At 41.3% G+C, this 21,863-nt stretch carries 18 protein-coding genes; 12 read left to right on the forward strand and 6 right to left on the reverse strand.

Translation table 11 applies throughout. The features are described 5' to 3' along the window. The first annotated feature begins 26 nt into the window (after positions 1-26). Positions 27-2,744, forward strand: a complete 2,718-nt coding sequence (locus PZB74_RS17090; RefSeq protein WP_302238326.1) for a prolyl oligopeptidase family serine peptidase — start codon at positions 27-29, stop codon at positions 2,742-2,744. A gap of 69 nt (positions 2,745-2,813) precedes the next feature. Here the strand turns inward: PZB74_RS17090 and PZB74_RS17095 are convergent, their stop codons facing one another. Continuing rightward, positions 2,814-3,803 carry a YheT family hydrolase gene (locus PZB74_RS17095; RefSeq protein WP_302238328.1) on the reverse strand — a complete coding sequence of 330 codons (990 nt, stop codon included), beginning with the start codon at positions 3,801-3,803 and terminating at the stop codon, positions 2,814-2,816. 147 nt (positions 3,804-3,950) lie between these two features. Here PZB74_RS17095 and PZB74_RS17100 point away from each other — a divergent pair, with 147 nt between their 5' ends. The 6 genes from PZB74_RS17100 to PZB74_RS17125 all read left to right on the forward strand — a co-directional run bounded on the left by PZB74_RS17100 (position 3,951) and on the right by PZB74_RS17125 (position 10,297). After that, a complete protein-coding gene (locus PZB74_RS17100) occupies positions 3,951-5,417 on the forward strand; it encodes a sodium:solute symporter family protein (protein WP_302238329.1) in 1,467 nt (488 codons plus the stop codon). 8 nt (positions 5,418-5,425) lie between these two features. Further along, positions 5,426-5,866, forward strand: coding sequence for a GNAT family N-acetyltransferase (locus PZB74_RS17105; RefSeq protein ID WP_302238332.1), 441 nt, complete (start codon positions 5,426-5,428; stop codon positions 5,864-5,866). A gap of 6 nt (positions 5,867-5,872) precedes the next feature. Further along, the gene (locus PZB74_RS17110) at positions 5,873-6,943 is read left to right on the forward strand and encodes an alanine/ornithine racemase family PLP-dependent enzyme (protein WP_302238334.1); all 1,071 of its coding nucleotides are present in this window, start codon (positions 5,873-5,875) and stop codon (positions 6,941-6,943) included. Positions 6,944-7,137: 194 nt separating this feature from the next. Then, a complete protein-coding gene (locus tag PZB74_RS17115; protein ID WP_302238336.1) occupies positions 7,138-8,286 on the forward strand; it encodes an amidohydrolase in 1,149 nt (382 codons plus the stop codon). 255 nt (positions 8,287-8,541) lie between these two features. Further along, entirely contained in the window at positions 8,542-9,489 is a 948-nt protein-coding gene (locus PZB74_RS17120) for a mechanosensitive ion channel family protein (RefSeq protein WP_302238339.1), read from the forward strand. Next, positions 9,467-10,297, forward strand: a complete 831-nt coding sequence (locus PZB74_RS17125; RefSeq protein WP_302238341.1) for an ion transporter — start codon at positions 9,467-9,469, stop codon at positions 10,295-10,297. Before PZB74_RS17120 ends, PZB74_RS17125 begins: the two co-directional genes overlap by 23 nt. On the opposite strand, the gene PZB74_RS17130 is transcribed toward PZB74_RS17125, so the two are convergent. After that, the gene (locus tag PZB74_RS17130; RefSeq protein WP_302238343.1) at positions 10,294-11,127 is read right to left on the reverse strand and encodes a CvfB family protein; all 834 of its coding nucleotides are present in this window, start codon (positions 11,125-11,127) and stop codon (positions 10,294-10,296) included. The genes PZB74_RS17125 and PZB74_RS17130 overlap by 4 nt on opposite strands. A 52-nt stretch (positions 11,128-11,179) precedes the next feature. On the opposite strand from PZB74_RS17130, the gene PZB74_RS17135 reads away from it, so the two are divergent. The 3 genes from PZB74_RS17135 to PZB74_RS17145 all read left to right on the forward strand — a co-directional run bounded on the left by PZB74_RS17135 (position 11,180) and on the right by PZB74_RS17145 (position 13,148). Beyond that, positions 11,180-11,914: a tetratricopeptide repeat protein gene (locus tag PZB74_RS17135; protein ID WP_302238346.1), complete on the forward strand. Its 735-nt coding sequence runs from the start codon at positions 11,180-11,182 to the stop codon at positions 11,912-11,914. A gap of 22 nt (positions 11,915-11,936) precedes the next feature. Beyond that, the gene (locus tag PZB74_RS17140) at positions 11,937-12,125 is read left to right on the forward strand and encodes a Lacal_2735 family protein (RefSeq protein ID WP_302238348.1); all 189 of its coding nucleotides are present in this window, start codon (positions 11,937-11,939) and stop codon (positions 12,123-12,125) included. Between the two features lie 102 nt (positions 12,126-12,227). Further along, positions 12,228-13,148, forward strand: coding sequence for a YihY/virulence factor BrkB family protein (locus PZB74_RS17145; RefSeq protein ID WP_302238351.1), 921 nt, complete (start codon positions 12,228-12,230; stop codon positions 13,146-13,148). Positions 13,149-13,255: 107 nt separating this feature from the next. Here PZB74_RS17145 and ggt read toward each other — a convergent pair whose 3' ends face one another. From ggt to PZB74_RS17160, 3 genes are all read right to left on the reverse strand, one after another. Continuing rightward, entirely contained in the window at positions 13,256-14,941 is a 1,686-nt protein-coding gene (gene ggt, locus PZB74_RS17150) for a gamma-glutamyltransferase (RefSeq protein ID WP_302238352.1), read from the reverse strand. A 115-nt stretch (positions 14,942-15,056) separates the two neighbouring features. Next, the gene (locus tag PZB74_RS17155; protein WP_302238355.1) at positions 15,057-15,542 is read right to left on the reverse strand and encodes a DUF6265 family protein; all 486 of its coding nucleotides are present in this window, start codon (positions 15,540-15,542) and stop codon (positions 15,057-15,059) included. A gap of 178 nt (positions 15,543-15,720) precedes the next feature. Continuing rightward, positions 15,721-17,949: a S9 family peptidase gene (locus tag PZB74_RS17160; protein ID WP_302238357.1), complete on the reverse strand. Its 2,229-nt coding sequence runs from the start codon at positions 17,947-17,949 to the stop codon at positions 15,721-15,723. 134 nt (positions 17,950-18,083) lie between these two features. Here PZB74_RS17160 and PZB74_RS17165 point away from each other — a divergent pair, with 134 nt between their 5' ends. Then, positions 18,084-19,697, forward strand: a complete 1,614-nt coding sequence (locus tag PZB74_RS17165; RefSeq protein WP_302238360.1) for a S8 family peptidase — start codon at positions 18,084-18,086, stop codon at positions 19,695-19,697. A 60-nt stretch (positions 19,698-19,757) separates the two neighbouring features. Here PZB74_RS17165 and PZB74_RS17170 read toward each other — a convergent pair whose 3' ends face one another. Further along, positions 19,758-20,615 carry an SDR family NAD(P)-dependent oxidoreductase gene (locus tag PZB74_RS17170; RefSeq protein ID WP_302238363.1) on the reverse strand — a complete coding sequence of 286 codons (858 nt, stop codon included), beginning with the start codon at positions 20,613-20,615 and terminating at the stop codon, positions 19,758-19,760. A 227-nt stretch (positions 20,616-20,842) separates the two neighbouring features. Here PZB74_RS17170 and PZB74_RS17175 point away from each other — a divergent pair, with 227 nt between their 5' ends. Continuing rightward, positions 20,843-21,763 (forward strand): hydroxypyruvate isomerase family protein, encoded by a 921-nt coding sequence (locus PZB74_RS17175; RefSeq protein WP_302238365.1) that lies wholly within the window; start codon positions 20,843-20,845, stop codon positions 21,761-21,763. Positions 21,764-21,863: the final 100 nt, after the last annotated feature.

Genomic DNA, 21,863 nt, shown 5'->3' on the forward strand with positions numbered 1-21,863 from the left:
TAATACCCAATTATATAACCTAATTTATGAGATACAGCTTAGTATGCTTGCTGAGCCTGTGGGCAGGGTGCCTATGGGCTCAGGAAAAAAAGTCTGATCCCAGCCGATGGACTCCTGAAGATATCATTAATACAGAGACCATGCGTGAGGTACAGATATCTCCTGACAACAAAATGGTGGTCTGGACCAAAAGTAAAGCAGTTAAGGAAAAAGATAAGTTTGTTAGCGATATCTACCTGACTCGTCTGGACGTACGCAAAGAAGATAAGTATCTGACAATACCGCTTACTCAAGGCGATGAAAGTGAGCATTCTCCACTGTTTTCCAGAGATAGTGAAACTGTTTATTTTCTTTCCTCAAGAGAAGAGGGCAAAAAGCTGTGGGCTATGAGCATTTATGGAGGCGAGCCCAAAGAGGTGCATAGCTTTGAAGATGGTATTTCAGATATTAAGTGGTTAAACGATACTACTTTGACTTACATTTCGCATGATGGCAAAACCTTGTATGAGCAAAAACTGGAAGAAAAAAAGGACAATACCGTCATAGTAGAAGATACGGTTCACTGGACTACCAAAAGAGTATATTCCTTTAGCCTCAAAGACAAAAAGGTACAACGCCTTACCGACAATGAATATCCGGTAAGCCAATATGCCGTATCCAGAGATGGACGCTGGCTCATTGCAGGCTTACTTATGAGCCCGCATTATGCTTCTGATGCCCAGCCCAAAGGTGAGTACTATCTATACAATCTGGAAAGTGGCGAAAAGCGAAGAGTACTGCAAAATCTACAGACTCCATCCAGCTTCAAGTTTACACCTGATCAGCAGGGAATGTACTTTACTGCCGAAAAATCAAGTGATCCTGAGTGGAATGGCGCAGGCATCACAGAACTCTATTATTACAATCTTACCAGCCACTCTTACGATAAATTAAACCTGAATTGGGAATGGGGCCTGGGCGGCGACTATGCATTAACCCCCTCTGGACTAATGGCGCATCTGGCGAACGGTGCTACGCGCAAGTTGGCGTATTACCATAAAGATGGAAATTACTGGCAGCAACAGATGATAAGCTTAGAGGGTAAGGAAGAGCATTTGCGCTTTTTTGAAATCTCGGACGATGGCCAGCAGCTGGTCTATGAGTTTTCTAATGCATCGCAGCTTCCACAATATTATGTGGCAGAAGTACAAAGCAGGAGAGGAAAGCTAGCTTTAGATGAGGAAGAAGAGCTGATAAAGCTTAACAAAAAGCTTAGCAAGAAAACGCTCACACGATATGAGGTATACCGCTGGAAGGGGTACCAGGGCGAAGAAGTAAATGGTCTCCTATATTATCCAGAAAATTATGAGGAAGGGAAAAAGTATCCGCTGGTGCTATCTATCCACGGCGGTCCCTCAGGCGTTGACCTTGACCTATGGACAGAGCGTTGGTCTACCTACCCAAACATTATGGCTCAACGTGGAGCCTTTGTGCTTAAACCTAATTATCATGGTTCATCAAACCACGGGTTGGCGTTTGTAGAGTCTATTAAAAAGAATTACTACGAGCCTGAGCTGGTAGATATTATGAATGCGGTTAATGAGCTGGCAGAAAAAGGTATGGTGGATAAAGAAAAGCTTGGGGTAATGGGATGGTCCAATGGAGCTATACTCACAACTATGTTAACCGTTCGGTACCCGGATATTTTTAAAGCTGCTGCACCCGGTGCCGGAGATGTAAACTGGACTTCTGATTTTGGTACCTGCCGCTTTGGTGTACAGTTTGATCAAAGCTACTTTGGAGGAGCCCCCTGGGATGATGTTGACGGAAAATTCTACAATGAGAACTATATCATCAAATCCCCATTATTTGAGCTGGAAAAGGTAAAGACGCCTACCATTATTTTTCATGGTAGTGAAGACCGGGCAGTACCGCGTGATCAGGGCTGGGAGTACTATCGTGCTTTACAGCAAAACAAGCAGGCTCCGGTGCGTTTCGTGTGGTTTCCCGGGCAGCCCCACGGATTGCAGAAGATCACCCATCAGCTACGTAAAATGAATGAAGAGCTAGACTGGTTTGATCAGCACCTCTTTAAAACCTACGAAGCTGAGAATGAAGCCCTGAAAGAAGATAGTCCACTGGCTATGTTGCTTAAAAAGGATAAAGCTGCAAAAGAAGGCCATCTTTATGGGGTAATCAAAAACGAAAAGCTGCTTCCGGAAGTGGTAGCTCTGGATAAAGATACTATAGCAGTAGGCAGGTTTGAGGTGACTCATGCTCAGTATCAGGCGTACAAAAAAGAGCATTCTTTTAACCCACTGCAATCCAACTACCCAGTGCATAACGTAAGTATAGCAGAAGCAAAAGCTTATGTGCAGTGGCTAAACGAAGTAAGTGGAGACTCATACCGTTTGCCTACTGTCAAGGAGGCGACAAAGTGGCATGAAATGGCCCGTAAAAATGCTAATAAAGAAAATACACTGAACTATTGGTCTGGGTTTGACATTACGAAAGAAGAAATCGCGCAGCTTCAGCAAAAAATTGATGAGGAAAAACCATCTCTAATTAAAGAAGTAGGAAGCCATGCTCCTCTAAAAATTAACGATGCGGAAATCTATGATTTGGGAGGCAATGTAGCTGAGTACCATAGTGAGGGTAACACTTATGGTTATAGCGCCTACGACTATGCTGATCCTAATGACCAGAACAGTAAATCAGATCAACAAAAATATTACGGTTTCAGAATCGTAAAACAAGCTCAATAATGCATGGCTCATTTAGGGTTATGTTATTTATAAGTAAACCAATTGGCCAGGTGGTCAATTGGTTTTTTGTTAGTAAGACCTGCCTTGCAACTTTGCTTTTGCAAAAGTGACTGCCCGATCCTCCGACCAGTAATTGTCGTCTGCTCCCGCCCCACGAGGCATAAAGCCTACGTGTCCGCCACTTAGTGGGGTTTCCAGATGAACATAAGGATGGTCTCTAAGCATTTCTACTGGGTAGCATTTGTCAGAGAGAAAAGGGTCATTTTTCGCATTTACCAGCAAAGTTGGCACCTTAATATCTTCCAAATAATACAGGCTGCTACAGTGAGTGTAGTAGTCCATTGCGTCTTTAAAGCCATGGAGGGGAGCAGTATAAAAATCGTCAAAATCTTTCAGGCTTTTGATTTGGTTAAAATGCATTGTACTTAGGTCATTAGGCATGTGAAGCACCTTTTGGCTTACCTTCTTTTTCAGGTTTTTTAGAAAACGACGGCTGTACACAAAATTGGCAGGGGAGCTGATTTGCTCTGAACAGGTATATAAATCTAAAGGTACAGAAAAAGCCACTCCCACTTTTACTTGCGGGGGCAGTTTGTCTCCAGACTCACCCAAATATTTTAGTGTGAGGTTTCCTCCCAGGCTAAAACCTACCAAAGTTATGCTTTTGTATTGCTTTTGACTTAGCGCATGACTAATCACAAGATCCAGGTCGTCGGTAGCTCCGCTATGGTAAAACCTGAGTGTATGGTTAATTTCACCCCCACACCCCCTAAAGTTCCAGGCGAGTGCATCCCAACTGGCACGGTTAAAAGCCCGTACCATGCCTAAAATATAAGGGCGGTTGCTGTCACCTTCAAGTCCGTGAGATATGATTACTAATCTATCTGACTCTGCCACGGACCAATCCAGCAATAGAAAATCATCGTCAGGTGTGTGCAGGCGCTGTCGCTCGTAGTTTACCGACTCAACTTTACGAAATTGGGAGGGGATTATTGTCTGCAAATGACCATTAAAGAGCCAGTAAGGGGGTTGATAATCAGTAAATTGTGACCAGGACATGAGGGCTAAACGTTCAGTAATTTTAGATAAACAGAATGTTTTATAACTTTGTGTTTTTAAAATTCGGGGCCAAGGTAATCATTTTTGTTGGGCTTAATTGTCCTTTTACATCAAACCTTAGCCTGTTCTTCCGGTTAAATATTTAGCATGCACATTATTGATATTCTTATTTTTGTAGTCTACATGGTAGCCATGTTAGGCGTGGGGTTTTTCTTTTTTTCCAAAAACGAGGGTACAGAAGATTATTATGTAGGAGGTAGGAAAATGAATAGCTGGCACATTGGTCTGTCAGTAGTAGCTACCGATGTAGGCGGTGGCTTCTCAGTAGGCTTAGGTGGGCTCGGCTTTGTAATGGGACTCTCTGGCTCATGGATGTTGTTCACCGGCTTAATAGGTGCCTGGCTGGCAGCAGTGTTTCTTATCCCTCTGGTAAAAGGCAATAAAGCCTTTGATAAATTTTACACCTTCCCTCAGATATTTGGCTATTTCTACGATAAAAAAACAGCCCTGCTGGCTGGTCTTATCTCGGCAGTAGGCTACACAGGCTTTACCAGCTCTCAAATACTGGCGGGGGCAAAACTGGCCTCAGGTACTTTTGTAGATCTGGATATGAATACCGCACTCTGGGTTATGGGCGCTGTTGCGGTCATATATACCGTATTGGGAGGAATAAAGGCCGTAATTTATACTGATACAGTACAGTGGATCATTCTGATGTGTGGTCTCATATTTATTGGCTTGCCTATAGCCTATACTGCGGTAGGAGGCTGGGAGTCTATTAAAGCAACAGTAGCCCCAGAAATGCTTACATTTACTAATATAAGCTGGCAAGATATGGTCAATTGGGGTGTCACTATCATTCCTATTTGGTTTGTCGCCATGACTTTGTACCAAAGAATTTACGCTTCTAGGGATGAAAAAACGGCTCGAAAAGCCTGGTTTATTGCGGGAGTATTTGAGTGGCCCATTATGGCGTTTATGGGAGTGGCTTTGGGCCTATTGGCCAAGGTTGGTGCTGATCAGGGAATGTTTGATTACCTGGGAGCAGAAAACGTATCGGCTACCGACCCGGAAACAGGTTTGCCTATGCTGCTCAGAACCGTATTGCCAGTCGGGCTGATGGGTCTGGTAATGTCAGCGTATTTTTCTGCTGTGCTCTCTACAGCAGATAGCTGTCTGATGGCCGCATCCGGAAACATTGTCTCTGACCTTTTGTGTAAAATTTTTCCTATTAATGAAAATGGTAAATCTTTTTTAGTGATCTCTCAGGGGGTAACCTTTATTTTGGGAGTGTTGGCAGTAGGTCTAGCCTGGAAAATGACCAATGTGCTAAATTTAATGCTGTACTCTTATGCCTTTCTGGTATCGGGCTTACTTATACCTATATTAGGAGCACTTTTCTGGAAAAAGGGCAACTCTATTGCCGCCTTTAGTTCTATGCTTACCGGTGGCTGTGTTACGGTAGGCTTATCCCTACTCATACCTGCGGAGCAGATGCCGCTGGGCTTGGATGCTAACGTCTTTGGTATCCTTGGTGCACTAATAATCTTTGTGACACTATCTTACGTTATTCCTAATAAACAAATAGAAAACAAATCTTTGAAATACTCATAACATAACTTATGGACTTTACTTTTTTAACCGCAATAGATCGCGCAACCATCCTGGTCAAAAACGAAATCGCAGAATTTCTGTATACTCACCTTGACGAGTTTGGTGACGAGGTTCAAGACATTAAAAAATGTCTGGATTATGCGCTAAGCAATTATCCTCACCAAGGGGGATTTGTACTTTTAGCTAAAGAAAACGACCAGATTGTTGGTGCTGTGGTGATGTGCCAGACTGGTATGGAAGGTTATGTGCCGGAAAACCTTTTAGTTTACATTGCTGTTCATCGTGAGTACAGGGGTAAAGGCCTGGGCAAACAACTCATGCAAAGAGCTATTGATATGGCCAAAGGCAACATTGCCCTGCATGTGGAGCCTAATAACCCTGCTAAATTTCTTTACGAAAAATTGGGCTTCTCCAATAAGTATTTAGAAATGAGATTACAGAAGAAATAAATAGCAATGGCTTATATAAAAATGAAAAGAGAAAGTCTTAAGCATAATTATGACTTTCTTCAAGACCTGTTTCAGTCCAATAATTTACACTGGGGCGCAGTGTCTAAACTGATGTGTGGAAACGAGCTATTTCTTAAAGAACTCATTGATTTGGGGGTAAGAGAAGTGCATGACTCCCGCATTAGTAATCTGAAAAAGATTAAAGATATTAATACTGAGGTGCAGACTGTCTACATAAAGCCTCCGGCCAAAGAGGCAGTAGAAGATATTATATCTTATGCAGATGTCAGTATGAATACAGAATACTATACGCTCAAACTCCTTTCTGATGAAGCTGTCAAGCAGGATAAACTGCACAAGGCGATTATCATGATAGAAACTGGAGACCTCCGGGAAGGGGTTATGGGTGAGCATCTGATAGACTTTTACTCTAAAGTATTTGAGCTTCCTAAGATTGAAATTATTGGTATTGGTACTAATCTCAATTGTTTGCATGGTGTAATGCCCTCTCAGGATAAGCTCATACAGCTAAGTTTGTATAAGCAGATTATTGAGTTAAAGTTTAACCGAAAAATTCCCTGGGTTTCTGGTGGTACCTCGGTTACTATTCCTCTAATTATCAACAAGCAGATTCCTCAGGGGGTAAACCACTTTAGGGTAGGAGAAACGCTATATTTTGGAGCTAACCTTTTTGAGGATAAGCTTATTCCCGGAATGAAGGATGATGTCTTTGAGTTTGGTGCTCAGATCATTGAAATTACCGAAAAACCTATGCTCCCAATTGGCGAGCTGGGCGCTAACCCTCAGGGAGATGTAATGGAAGTAGACTCGGCCCTCTATGGTAAAACGCACTATCGGGCTATCCTGGATGTAGGCTTGCTGGATCTGGACCCCAAATATATTATGCCTATGGAAGATGATTACGAAGTAGTAGGTGCAAGCTCAGACATGCTGGTGCTGGATCTAGAAAAAAATAAAGCTAATCTAAAGGTAGGTGACGTCCTTAGGTTTCGCCTGAAATACATGGGAGCGCTTCAGCTGCTTAACTCTGATTATATAGAAAAGAGAATAGAGTAAAACTTCACTTTACTGCTTGCAGTAGGCAGAAAAAGGAACCGCTAGTGCGAGGTAAGTTCCGAGTTCAAATTGATTTTGTGCCCGGTATGCTAAGCTTTGGCAGTTCCTTTTTTCTTTTTATATAGCATGCTCATATTTGTTCTGCATTAGAGTTTGAGCACGAACAAAACAGACTAAAAAATAAGTATAAACATATGGAGAAATTGTCTCCGCTCGTAGAGAAGCTGATACCACTAAGACATGAACTACATCAGCAACCAGAAATTTCAGGAGAGGAAGAGAACACCGCGCGTAGGATACACGATTTTCTTGCGGATACAAAACCTGATAATATTTACACCCAGGTAGGAGGGCATGGACTCATCGTAAGCTATGATAGTGGGGTAGAGGGCCCTCACGTAATGTTTAGAGCAGAATTAGATGCCTTAAGGATAGAAGAGCTAAACGAGCTTCCCTATCGCTCACAGATCGCTGAAAGAGGTCACCTATGCGGACATGATGGGCATATGTCTATTTTGGCAGGGCTGGGGCTATATCTGGGAAGCAACAAACCCACAAAAGGTAAAGTGAGTTTACTGTACCAGCCTGCGGAAGAGACTGGAGAAGGAGGGCTTGCAGTAACAAAAAGTGCAATCTGGAAGCAAATAAAGCCTGACTATCTGTTTGCATTACACAACCTTCCGGGTTTTCCTAAAGGGCAGGTTCTTATGAAAACCGACATATTTGCTGCTGCTTCTCAAGGGCTTACAGCCAGACTAAAAGGATCTACTGCGCATGCAGCACGTCCTGAACAGGCTAAAAGTCCTGCCCTGGCACTAAGCCAGATCATACAGGACTTGCACCACTTCAGAGAATCTAGCCATACCTATCAGGATTTTGTGCTGCTCACTGTAGTGCATGCTCTCCTAGGTACCCCCAGCTTTGGCATTACTCCGGGGCTTGCAGAACTTAGGGTAACTTTAAGAAGCTTCAGAAATGAAGATATGAGTACGCTACAAGCCTGGACAGAGCAAGTGATACAGAGGTACGCCAAAGCTTCTGAACTGAAATACAAGTTTGAGTACTCTGAAGTTTTTCCTGCTACAGTTAACCATCCGGAGGCCTACGAAATATTGCAAAATGTAGTTAATCACCTTGATCTTCCAACCCGTGAGCTGGAAACTCCATTCCGTTGGTCAGAAGATTTTGGCTACTATAGTGAGGACTGCAAATCCTGTTTCTTTGGACTGGGATCTGGAGAGGACAGACCAGACCTACATCACGAAAATTATGACTTTCCAGATGAGATTATAGAACGTGGACTCCAAGTATTTATCGCTATTATGAAACACATCATGCAGTAAATAGGTATTAATTTGTGATAAACGATAGTAACAGCTTATCTGTCAACTAATTTTTTTGTAATGCAGGAGCATTTTTTTAGCAATTTGAAGCAAGCAATTTTGGAGTACGAAAGGTTTCATCCTTATTTTTTCGCCTTTTTTGTTTTTGTTATTTCCATAGTAATAGGTTTAGTATTAAGATGGCTTTTTATCCGGTCTTTAAGAAAGTACAACCGGCTAAAGCCTACAATAGCCGTGAGTTCTCTGCTCAAAAATATGAATAGCAGGACCCGGATATTTTTTCCTTTGCTGGTATTTCTCTTTGCCCAACCACTAATTACTTTTCCAGATGAGACATCTGATCTTATTCTGTATAAAATAACGCAGGCCACGGTAATTTTGAGCTTTGGATGGGTACTGCTAAGAATGGTAAGAGTAGTGGAAGATGTGGTGTTTGAACACTATACCGTACACCGGCACAATACATTTAAAAGCCGCAGAATACGAACCCAGCTCCAGTTTATTCGCAGGATATTAGTAGTAGTAATTTTTATACTTGTATTGTCAGCCATATTACTGACTTTTAGAGAAGTGCGCGATATTGGTGCTACTCTGCTTACCTCAGCCGGAGTTGCAGGTATTATCATTGGTTTTGCAGCTCAAAAATCCATTGCCAACCTTTTGGCAGGTTTACAAATCGCAATCACTCAGCCTATTAAAATAGATGACTCAGTTATTGTTGAAAATGAATGGGGTATCATAGAAGAAATTACACTGACTTATGTAGTGGTCAAAATCTGGGATAAGAGGCGCATTGTATTACCCATTAACTATTTTATAGAAAAACCATTTCAGAACTGGACCAGAACTTCTTCTGAATTACTTGGGCCAATTGTGCTTTATCTTGACTATAACATACCTGTAGATGCGCTTAGAAGAGAATTAAACGATATTTTGCAGAGCGAAAAGCTATGGGATGGCAAGGTAAATGTAATACAGGTAGTAGATACGACCGAGAAATGTATGGTATTACGAATATTGGTGAGTGCAGAAAACGCTCCTGACGCCTGGGATTTACGCTGTATTGTAAGAGAAAAATTAATAACTTTCGTCAGAGAGAATTATCCAGAGGCATTGCCTATGCAAAGGCTGTATATGATGGATCATTCTTCTGTAAACCCAAAAGAAAAAAGTATAGAGATTGAAGAAAGAGTTACCCACTAACCTGTCTACCAAAGAGAAGTTATACCATATTATTTTTGAGTCTGATACTCCTCCGGGTAAGGCTTTTGATGTAGCTCTGCTTGTAGCTATCGTGTTGAGTATCATAACTGTAATGCTGGAAAGCGTTAGCAGTATCTCACAGCATTATGGTAGCACCATCCGAACTATGGAGTGGTTGTTCACCATTATATTTACCATAGAGTACCTCCTTAGAATTTACTGTGCCCCCAGAAGAAAAGCTTATATCCTTAGCTTTTATGGTATAGTAGACTTAATTTCTATTATACCCACCTACCTGAGCCTGGTGGTGGTAGGTACGCAGTATGTGCTGATGATCAGGAGCTTAAGACTACTTCGGGTATTTAGGGTACTAAAGCTATATCATTTTTTGGGTGAGGCAGAAGTATTGGGGAAAGCACTAAGACAAAGTGCCGCTAAAATTACTGTTTTTCTAGGTACAGTTGTAACACTTATTTTTATAGTAGGCTCTTTGATGTACCTGATAGAGGGTCCTGAAAATGGCTTCACCAGTATTCCGGTGAGCATTTACTGGGCTATTGTTACACTAACAACAGTAGGATATGGCGATATAGCCCCTCAGACCATTGCCGGCCAAACCCTGGCATCGGTAGTTATGATATTAGGTTATGGAATTATTGCGGTACCTACCGGTATTGTATCTGTAGAAATTTCTAAAGCTGACTCCCGAAGAAACAAAGAGCAGACTAAGGTAAATTTGGGTAATGTTCAGCGTGAGCGATGCAAAACCCAAAAAATTACCTGGCAGAAAATAGTCCCACGCCGTTAGCGGTTCAGTTCAATTCCCTGATCTGTTATACGTATCTTTTTCTCTCGGTACAAAATACCTACGGCTCTTTTAAAAGCTTTTTTACTCATGTTTAGCGCTGCTTTAATTTCTTCTGCATCGCTTTTGTCATGATAGGGCAGAAAACCGCCTGCTTCCTGTAGTAAAGTATAGAGATCGCTACGTGCTTCCTGCATACCTTCTACTCCTTGTTGTTGTAGACTTACATCAATTTTGCCGTCCTCTCTTAGCTTTTTAATAAAGCCTTGCTTTACATCTCCCAGCTTAATCTGTTCAAAGAGTTCGTTTTGGTAAAGTAAACCTTCGTATCTGCGTTCAATAAGTACTTTGTATCCGAGGGGTGTTTTGTCGTAGACCATGAGTTCAACAGCCTGTTTTTCTTCCAGCTCATCTGCGTCTTTTTCAATAAAAGCCTGAATCTTGGAAATGGCGATTACCCGATTAGTTTTAGGATCGGTAATCACTCTTACCACTACCTGATCTTCTGCCTTTACGGGATGAAGCTGTTCGCGATAAGGCAAGAGCAGATCTTTATCCAGACCCCAGTCCAGAAACGCACCAACAGTAGTAACTTCTTTTACTCTAAGGCTGGCAAAACTATCGGCAGTTGCTTTTGGCACCTGTGTAGTTGCTACCAAACGGTCTTCTGAGTCCGTATATACGAATACTTTTATGTTTTGTCCGGGTTTAAGCTCACCCACAAAGCGGTTGGGTAAAAGGAGTTCACCTTCGGAAGAATGCAGATACATTCCGTGTGGAGATTCTCTGCTTGCTTCTAGTTCGTTATATTCGCCGATCTTTAGTTGTGTCATTATTTTAAAACTCTATAGACTGTTTCCAGTTTTATATTAAACTCAAAACCGAATGTCGGCAGAAAAATTCTATTGGCAAGGAAAAAACTTCTTTGATCAGGAAAATTATGAAGAAGCACTCAAGCATTTTCAAAAAGCTTTGAAGCAAGATCCCCATCACCTTAACAGTTTATATGGTCGTGCCCTCAGTTTTTTTAAGCTTTCACGCTTTGATCAATCCATCAAAGATTTTACGCAGTTAATCAGGCAGGTACCAGACAATGCTACCTATTTCAGTGAGCGAGCGGTAGCTTTTCACCTGTCCGGACAAAACGAAAAGGCTATTCTGGACTTCGATAAAGCGGTAGAACTAGAGCCTGAAAACCCCTATCGCTACAGTAGCCGTGCTTATGTGAGGGATCGCATGGAAGATTACCAGGGTGCTGTAGATGACTACAGCAAAGCAATTGAGCTTGACCCTGAAGATGCTATCGCCTACAATAACCGTGGTCTGGTAGAAGAAAAGTTAGGCTATGCTGAAAAAGCCAAACGTAGTTTTAAGAGAGCAGACGAATTAAATCTGCCCAAAAGAAATGATAACATAGATAGAGCCGGTAGTGCTGCTGATGTACAAACTAATACGCCTACCAAAAATAAAGCCCCTCAGATAGAAATAGAGTCAGAGTCTAATCCAGAAAAACCAGGGTTAAAAGCTTATATGAAGGTGATAGGGTCTGTTTTTTCATCCAAAGCAGGCTTTAAAGAATTTACCTCTTTTGTGGGTGCTAAGTTTAAAAAAGAGAAATAGTATTTACCATAACTATAAAGAGATGTTCAATATATTTAAGAAAAAGTCGGAACTGGAACAGTTGCAGGAGAAGTATAAAAAGCTGATGGCTGAAGCCCATAGCTTATCTCAGCGCGACAGAAAAGCAGGCGATCAGAAAATGGCAGAAGCAGAAGTAGTAGCCAAAGAAATTGATAAAAAAAGGCAGGAAGAGGAGAAGAAAAACCTATAGACAGCCAGGGCTCTACAAAAATCTTTGTTGTACAAATAGCTTAATACCTAACTTTATGCATCGCAGATAGTTGTTTTTAGCATAGACCATATTTTTTGAGCGATGGATAAATTGAAGAAGATTTTTAGCTATCTAAAACAAACATATCTGGAGTGGATAGGGGATGATGCTTTTCGGCAAAGTGCTGTTATTGCTTATTATTCTATATTTTCTTTGCCCGGCCTTATTATCATTATTGTAAATGTAGCGGGTATATTTTATGAAGAGGAAGCCATACGGGGAGAAATTACTTCTCAGATCAGTACCTTAATTGGGCCAGAATCTGCGGATCAGGTACAGACTATTGTAGCAAATACCAGCCGTGAGGGAAATTCCACGCTGGCAGTAATTACTGGTATTGCAACATTAATTTTTGGTGCTACCGGTTTATTTTATCAGTTACAGCTTTCATTAAATACTGTCTGGGATGTTGAACCAAAACCAAGTGCAGGAATCAAGAAGATAGTGATAGACCGAGCTACTTCGCTAGGACTAATACTGGCAGTAGGCTTTTTACTAATTGCTTCTTTACTGCTTACGGCTGCCATAGGTATTTTAAGAGACTGGATTAGCCAGATGCTGCCCGACTTTTTATTATATGTCTTTTATTTCGCTAATGAGATACTGGCAATAAGCATTATTACAGTACTCTTTGCTATGATTTACAAAGTACTGCCAGACGTGACTTTAATCTGGAAGACAGTATGGATTGGTGCCTTTGTAACAGCTATCCTTTTTACTTTAGGTAAATTTGCTCTTGGTCTGTATTTCAGCAAAATGAATCCTGCCTCGGCTTTTGGTGCTGCTGGCTCGTTAATACTGATACTGCTCTGGGTAAACTATTCAGGCCTAATATTCCTTTTTGGGGCAGAATTTACAAAAGTCTACGCCCGAGTACACAATCACCCGGTAAAGGTAAACGCTCATGCCCAACGTACCGCAGCTTACAAATACAATCAGGAAAAAGAAGTAGCAGGTGAGTAGGTTAAGTCAGGCTGTAAGTGCAATAAATGAAGGCAAAAGTCCTCAGTTATAACATACTAAGCTGAGGACTTTCGCTTTTACTCTTTTAAGGAGTGATCAGGTATCTACTAATAACCTGCTGCCTGTCCATCCTTTCTGGACTCAGAAGCGCCATAGTATACATCATTTTCAGCATCGTACATAATAGCCTGATAGCCGCCAAATGGACCAATGGCAGGCGCTATTTTATGTCCTTTGCGCAATAGCTCACGTATTGTCTCTTCAGGAAAGCCTGACTCCAGGTTGAGTACTCCGCCTTCTGTCATTTTGCCACCTGTAGGTTGCGAAGGGCTGGTATGGTGGATACGCGGCGCATCTCCTGCTTCTTGCAGGTTCATTCCAAAATCCACTAAATTTACTACTATTTGTGCGTGACCCTGAGGCTGCATGGCTCCACCCATTAAGCCAAAACTAATTAGAGGTTTGCCGTCTTTCATAACAAAAGCAGGAATAATAGTATGGAATGGACGCTTATGAGGCTCATATACATTGTTATGACCATCTTGCAGGCTAAAAAGTTCACCTCTATCCTGAAGGATAAATCCTAAGCCGGGAGGTGTCATGCCGGAACCCATACCACGGTAATTACTTTGAATCAAAGATACCATATTACCTTTATCATCAGCCACTGTCATGTAAATGGTGTTGCCCTGTTCCAGTTCTCCGGCAGGATATTCATTACCTGCCTGCTCCGGGTCAATTAATTTTCTGCGTTCATCTGCATAGGCTTTAGAAATAAGTTGCTCTACGGGTATATCTACAAAGTCGGGGTCAGCATAATATTTGGCTCTGTCTTCAAAAGCAATCTTTTTGGCTTCTACAAAAGTGTGTACATAATCCGGGCTTCCAAAACCCATCTCTTTGATATTGTAGGCTTCCAGTATATTTAGAATCTGGAGTACAGCCGTACCCTGCCCATTAGGAGGAAGCTCATATACATCATAACCACGATAATTGGTAGATACTGGCTCTACCCAGCTGTCTGTATGGTCAGCCATATCTTTGTACGACAAAAAGCCACCTTGCTCTTTGATGTAATCTGCAATAGTATGCGCAATTTTTCCTTTATAAAAAGCATCTCTTCCTTCCTGAGCAATAGTCTCCAGGGTGTTCGCTAATGCTGGGTTTTTGAAGATCTCTCCTTTTTGGGGCGCACGACCATTAGGCATATAGACTTCTGTAAAACCATCATACTGCTGAAGTCGGTTAGCCCCAATATTCCAGTAATGCGCAATTACCTCAGTGAGCGGAAACCCCTCTCGGGCATAAGTTATTGCCGGCTTCAATATCTCTACCATAGGCTTGCTTCCATACTTTTCATGCATACTAAACCAGCCACTTACGCACCCAGGTACTGATACTGGTAGCGGCCCGTAAGAAGGTATTTTGTCGTAACCATTGTCCTTAAAATAGCTAAGATCAAGGTCGTAGGGTGACCTGCCACTGGCATTAAGACCTACCAGTTCTTCTTTCTCGGCATCCCAGATAATAGCGAAAAGGTCTCCGCCAATACCATTACCGGTGGGTTCAGTAAGGCCTAGTACAGCATTGGCAGCTATTGCGGCGTCTATAGCATTGCCTCCGGCTTTGAGTATGTCCAATGCTACCTGGGTAGCCAGGGGCTGGCTGGTGGCGGCCATGCCATGCTGAGCTATAACTTCGGAGCGGGTAGCAAAATTATGCCCGGTGATACGATCCTGGGCGAATAGCGGGATAGTGATAAATAAGCATATAAGCAGTATAAAATTTCGCATTAGAGAGGGATTTAGTTGTGTGTATATCTAACAAATTAGTGTACGACAGCCTGAGATGCAAAAAAAAAGTGATGAGGCTACTCATCACTTTCTTTATCGTAAAATAAGTCTTTATTTATTTCTTTTTACTGAACACCCAGAAATCTTCATACTTCCAGCTTCCGTTATCAGGTTTACCTATTACAATAGCGAACTTTTTGCCCGGACGCTTTTCGTACATAATACGCACATCAGCATTTTGCTTTTCTACAATAAGTTTTCCTTTATCGCTTTCCAGAAAAGTGTAGTGGTCAAATTTGTCTTTGTCTTCCAGCCCGATCAGACCAGGTTTAAAATGCTTTACTCTGATCTCAAGACCATTCTCAGTTTGTTCTATTGCAAAAATTTCGTAAAGGGTAGCGGCTTCGTCTTCTATCATACGGATAACTCCTACCATATTGTCACCAGAAGGCTCTGTCCAGAAAGCCTCTACCGTTTTACCATCATTTACTGTCTCCCAATGACCCGCAATAAAAGCGATGTCTGAGAGTGATCCCTTGCTTTGGGCAAGCAGACTTCCTGAAAGAAAACAAAACAGCAGAAGAGATAATACTTTTTTCATTAGGTTATTGATGAAAGGTTAAAATGTGAATAGAGCGCCAAACATAAAAAACATTATCTAGGAATTGATGCAAAATGCTGAAATCCTGCCGATAAAAAGTGAGCTTATAGAATGATACACTAAAAAAGCAGTGTCTCACGGAAGAAACACTGCTTATAAACAATATCAATTAGTTTGCTTAGGGCTTAAGGTAACGGTCAAGAAAGTTAGTATACTGCTGATAAAGTAGTACATAGCTTTCACCATTATAGGCTACCCCATGCGCTCCTGGAGGATATATGCGTAACTCATGGTCTTTGCCAGCGTCTATTAGTGCCTTAACAAACTGAAACGTGTTTTGCGCGTGCACATTTTCGTCCATCATAGAGTGAGCAATAAATAAATGTGCTTCGGTGTTAGCAGCATGGGTAGTAGAAGAGCTCTCTATATACTGTTCTTCATTATCGTTCAAAAGTCCCATATAACGTTCAGCATAAATACTGTCGTACAGTCGCCAGTCTGTTACTGGTGCTCCTATAATAGCTGCTTTAAATACACCAGGGCGGTATGCAGAAGTAAAACTTGACATATATCCACCATAACTATGTCCACGGATAGCCATATTATCACCATCTATCCAGGGTTTTTGAGCGAGGTGTTTTACAGTAGCTACAAAATCGGCACTTTCCTGAATTCCCAACTGCTTGTACACACCTTTTTCAAAAGCACTGCCATAACCACCGCTACCGCGATTGTTTACACTGGCTACAACATAGCCCTGCTGTGCAAGGTATTGTTCCCAGCCATTGGTGCCAAACTCATTGTAGACAGATTGGGCACCGGGTCCACCATATATATTTAGAACCAGAGGATAAGATTTATTTTCATCAAAATCGTAAGGCTTAATCAGGTAGCCATCCAGCTTTACGCCTTCTTCAGTAGTAAAGCTGAATAGCTCACGGGGGCTGTACGTATGCTTAGCCAGATAGTCTTCAACTGTTTTATTATCTACCAGAGATTTTACTTCTTTTCCCTTACTATCGTATAGCCCGATGCGGGTAGGGGTGTTAATATTAGAATACCTATCAAGATAATATTGTCCATTAGGGGCCATATCTATATGATGACGACCTGCTTGCTGAGTTAGCTTTTTCTTTTTGCTCCCTTTGTAATTAATGGAGTACAGTTGTCGCTCCAAAGGAGAGTCTTCTGTAGATGAGTAGTAAATGGTATTAGACTTAGCGTCTACAGCATGCACCAGTACCACTTCCCATTCACCGCTTGTCACCTGATTGATTAGTTTTCCTTCATAATTGTATCGGTACAGGTGGCTCCAGCCATCACGGTCAGAAATCCAGAAAAATTCTTTGCTGTCTTTAGGAAAGAAAAACAAATCATTAATACCGGCGAAGAAATCAAAAACATCAATCCACGCCTCGGATTGCTCTTCCATAATAAGTTTACCCTCACCACTCACAGCATCATGAAAAGATAATTTAAGATGTGTCTGGGCACGATTGAGGTGTACTATAGCCAGCTGCCCCTGCTCAGAAGTCCAGTAGATACGGGGAATATAGCCACCATCCAGGTTTACTTTCATCCATTGCTGGCTGTTATCTTTCAGGTCTATGACTCCAACTTTCACACTAGGGTTGGTGTCACCCACTTTAGGATAAGGGATTTTGTCATATTCCGGATGTTGTTCGCTATAGTCAGAAATCTGGTAGATAGGTACTTCAGATTCGTCGGACTGCCAATAAGCGATGTAACGACTATCTGGCGACCACTTCCAGGCCTGTACAAGACCAAATTCTTCTTCGTAAGCCCAGCCAAACCTTCCGTTGTAAATTTGTCCTTCCGCGTCAAAAGTAAGTTGAGTATCTTCACCATTTTCAAAATTGTAGACAAAAAGATTACCATCTCTTCCGTAGCCTACTTTTGTGCCATCAGGTGATATTTCGGCAGTAAAAGCATTCTCCGCTACCAGCTTTAAGCTTCTATCTTCTACTGAATAATAATAGTAATCGGAATTGCCGGAATGTCGCCATATAGGCCTAAAGTTGGTTTGAAATAGTATGTATTTAGCATCTTGCGTCCACTGGAAGGAGCGATAGCTAAACTGCTTATCGGTACCGGGAAAGGTAAGAGTGCCGGCATCAAATACTACTTCTTCTTTTCCACTTTTAGGATTGTATACTTTAATAAGCTGATTACCATCTTCAGAAGTTTCTATAAAAGAAAACTGTTCTCCTTCGTTGATCCAGTTGACACTACGAGGACCAGACTCACCAGAAAGGCGGCCTGCTGTAAAAAGTGCTTCACGTAGGTTTTGATAGCGTTGTTTTTGGGCTAATAGGCTCTGCTGAGCTACCAGAAAAAAAATAATCTGGAAAATCAGGAGCTTTTTGTATAATTCTATGTTTCTCATTCAATTGTCACTTTAACAAGTTTGAAAACTGCTAAGCTAATGCTTAAAACCTAGAAATACTGTCAAAAATTTCAGGTGTTAAAAAAGTTGACAAAATTTTTTACTTATTTTAGGGTTTTAAACTAAAAACACGAATGAAGATCAAGCAACTATCACTAACATTATTACTTAATTTATCCTCTCTCTTTGCTTTTGCATACGAACCTCCCGCCGACTCTCTAAAAACTGCACCTTCCAACTGGTTTAATCTTGATGCCGAAAACTACTATGTGCAAGGTATTAGTACCGAAAAAGCCTATGAGTTTCTAAAAGGCAAGTCTTCAGAGAAAGTTATAGTAGCAGTTATTGACTCTGGAGTGGACATTGAGCATGAAGACTTACAGGGAAAAATATGGATAAACGAAGGCGAAATTCCAGATAATGGCATTGATGATGATAAAAATGGTTATGTGGATGATGTAAATGGCTGGAACTTTATAGGTGGTGCTGATGGAACCAACGTAGACAATGACACCTACGAGCTCACAAGAGAATATGCCAGATTACAGGAAAAATACAGTGAGGTTGCTTTAGAAGATATTCCTAAAAAAGATCGTGCATATTACGAAGAAATAAAATCAAGCTATGAGCAGAAAGTAGGCGAAATGGAAGAGCAGTATGCTCGCTTTAAATTTTTTGCCGACAGTTATCTGCGCTCAAGCAAATTGCTGGAAGCCTATCTTGATGTTGAAGAAGTAGCTCCTGAAATGTTAGAGCAGGTAGAAAGTGAAGACGAAGTAGTACTTACATCTATCTCTATCATGGAGTATGCCTTTTCTATGGGCTTCAACAAAGATCAGTTACAAGAGTATGAAGACTATTATGTAAGTGCCTTAGAGTATGGCTATAATCTGAATTTTGACCCTCGCCATATTGTCGGTGACAACTATGAGGATGTGAACGAGCGCCATTATGGTAATAATGATGTAGACGGCCCCGACTCCAGCCATGGAACTCACGTAGCAGGTATAATCGCTGCTAACCGTGATAATAATATAGGTATGGAAGGAGTAGCACAAAATGTAGTGATTATGCCTATTCGTGCCGTACCAGATGGAGATGAAAGAGATAAAGATATTGCTAATGCTATTTATTATGCTGTAGATAATGGGGCTCAGGTGATTAATATGAGCTTTGGCAAGTCATACTCACCACACAAAGAGATTGTAGACAAAGCAGTAGAATATGCAGAGTCTAAGGGCGTTTTATTAGTACATGCTGCCGGAAATAGTAGCGAAGACATTGATGAAGAGCCTAATTTTCCTACAAAAAAATATGCAGACTCTAAAAAGGAAGCAAGCAACTGGATTGAGGTGGGAGCTTCTTCTTGGAAGGGTGAAGAAGATTTTGTGGCACAGTTTTCAAACTATGGCAAAAAAAGTGTAGATGTGTTTGCCCCCGGAGTAGATTTGTATTCAACTACGCCTGATCAGAAATATGAAAAAAATAGTGGTACCAGCATGGCTTCTCCTGTAACTGCCGGTATTGCAGCTTTAATCAAATCCTACTACCCTGAGCTAAGTGCCGGACAGATTAAGCAAATTATACTTGAGTCCACAGTTAAGTTTAATAAACTCAAGGTTAACCGCCCAGGAGAAGAGGGTAAACTGGTTAGTTTTGATAGTCTAAGCTCTACAGGGGGAGTTGTAAATGCTTACGAAGCGGTAAAGCTTGCCGACTCATACCAGATAAAAATGGAAGGTAGATAACTAAGAATAATAATTTTGAATAAAGAAAGCCAACTGACTTAGTTCAGTTGGCTTTTTGTTTTATCTGGCCTCGGTAGCGCCCTCGTGTATATGCTCAAGGTTCAGTTCACCTTTTGGTGGTTTTTTCATACTTTCATGGGCTTGCTCGCCATTTGGTCCTTTAGATATAGTTATTCCACCATCAACATAGTACAGTGCACCTGTTACAAAAGAGGCCTCATCTGAAGCTACAAACGCATAAACATTCGCTATCTCCTCGGCTGTGCCTCTTCTACCCATGGGCGTAGCAGACTTAAGCATTTGTTCCATCTGATCATCCATACCACTCGTCTCTTTATGAGTCCAGGCCGTGTCTATAGCACCAGGGCAAACGCAATTTACACGTACTCCATAAGCAGCCTGTTCTACTGCCAGCCCTTTCATAAAAGCATGCATAAAACCTTTAGTACCTCCGTATGGGGTGTTTTTTGCAATACCTACATGCCCCGCTTCAGACCCTGCTGATACTATATTTCCTCTGGTTTTGTGTAGTTCAGGAAGAGCGTGCTTAGACATCATGTAAGCAGTACGCAAGTTATTTTTGAGCATATTGTCAAACAACTCATCTTCATACTCCGTCAACTCACTCACCTCAGGAAATACACCGGCATTATTTACCAGAATATCCAGTTGGCCATATTCATCCGTAGTCTGCTTAATGCAGGCTATGGCATCCTTAGCCTGAGAAAGGTCACCTTCATAATAGATAGCAGTTCCTTCATTATTATTGATGGACTCACAAACTTCTCTGACCGGGTCTTGAGGAGTTCCTGCTATCATTATTTTAGCTCCTTCTTTTACAAACTTTTTGCATATGGCCTCGCCAATACCGGTAGCACCACCGGTAATTAGAGCTATTTTATTTTCTAAACGCTTCATAATTAAATATTTAAGATGAAAAAATCACTATAGTAAAAAGTGCTTTTACATAAAGACTAATAAAGATCAGGAGGTTGATGTTTTGATCTGATTAACATTCACAAAAAGTTAATATTTCATGTTTAGAATGTATATATGGATTTTGGAGTAAAGGGGTTTGTATGCTTACTATAAAAAAAACTATCTTTAATTTTCATTTAATCGCTAACACTAATAATACACAACCAATGAAGAGACGTGATTTTTTTAGATCAGGAATAGCCCTTGGAGGTACCGCTGCTACTTTTAGCATTCCTACACTCGCCAAAGCGGATCAAATCTTTGCTGATAAACATAAATTCAAATTAAAATATGCTCCCCACTTTGGTATGTTTAAAAGCCATGCCGGAGAAGATCTACTGGATCAACTTAAATTTATGTCAGAGGTAGGGTTTACCGCACTGGAGGATAATGGCATGATGAAGAGAAGCCCTGAGATGCAAAGTAAAATTGGCGATACCCTGGCTAAACTGGATATGGATATGGGGGTTTTTGTGGTAGATAAAGGAGGAAATTCTCAGAACTCTTTATCTGAAGGGAAGCAGGAATATTTGGACATCTTTTTGGATGGATGCCGCCGTGCAGTTGAGGTAGCCAAGCGTACCAATGCTAAATGGATGACTGTAGTACCCGGAAACTTCAAACGTGATTTGCCAATAGGTATTCAGACGGCTAATGTAGTTGAGGCTTTAAGAAGAGGCGCTGAGATACTTGAACCACATGGGTTGGTAATGGTACTTGAACCTTTAAGTGACACTCCGGATTTGTTTTTGCGAACTTCCGACCAGACCTATCTGATTTGTAAGGCTGTAAATAGCTCTGCCTGCAAAATATTGTTTGATGTATATCACATGCAGAAAAACGAAGGACATATCATCCGCAATATTGATCTGACCTGGGATGAAATTGCCTATTTTCAGGTAGGAGACAATCCCGGACGTAAAGAACCTACCACAGGTGAAATTAACTACAAAAACATTTTTAAACATTTGTATGAGAAAGGATATCGTGATATCGTAGGTATGGAACATGGCAACTCCACGGCAGGTAAAGAAGGGGAAGAGAAACTTATTAATGCTTATGCTGAAGTAGATAACTTTAGCGTATAAAAATTTAGGGTGTCAGTCAGATTATAAGGCTGACATCTTTTTTTTTCTAATTAAAATTCGTGCAAGCTGCTTATTGTCATTATCTCACTTTTCAACAATC

The sequence above is a fragment of the Porifericola rhodea genome, from assembly GCF_030506305.1.
In the GTDB taxonomy this organism is placed as follows: Bacteria; Bacteroidota; Bacteroidia; order Cytophagales; family Cyclobacteriaceae; genus Catalinimonas; species Catalinimonas rhodea.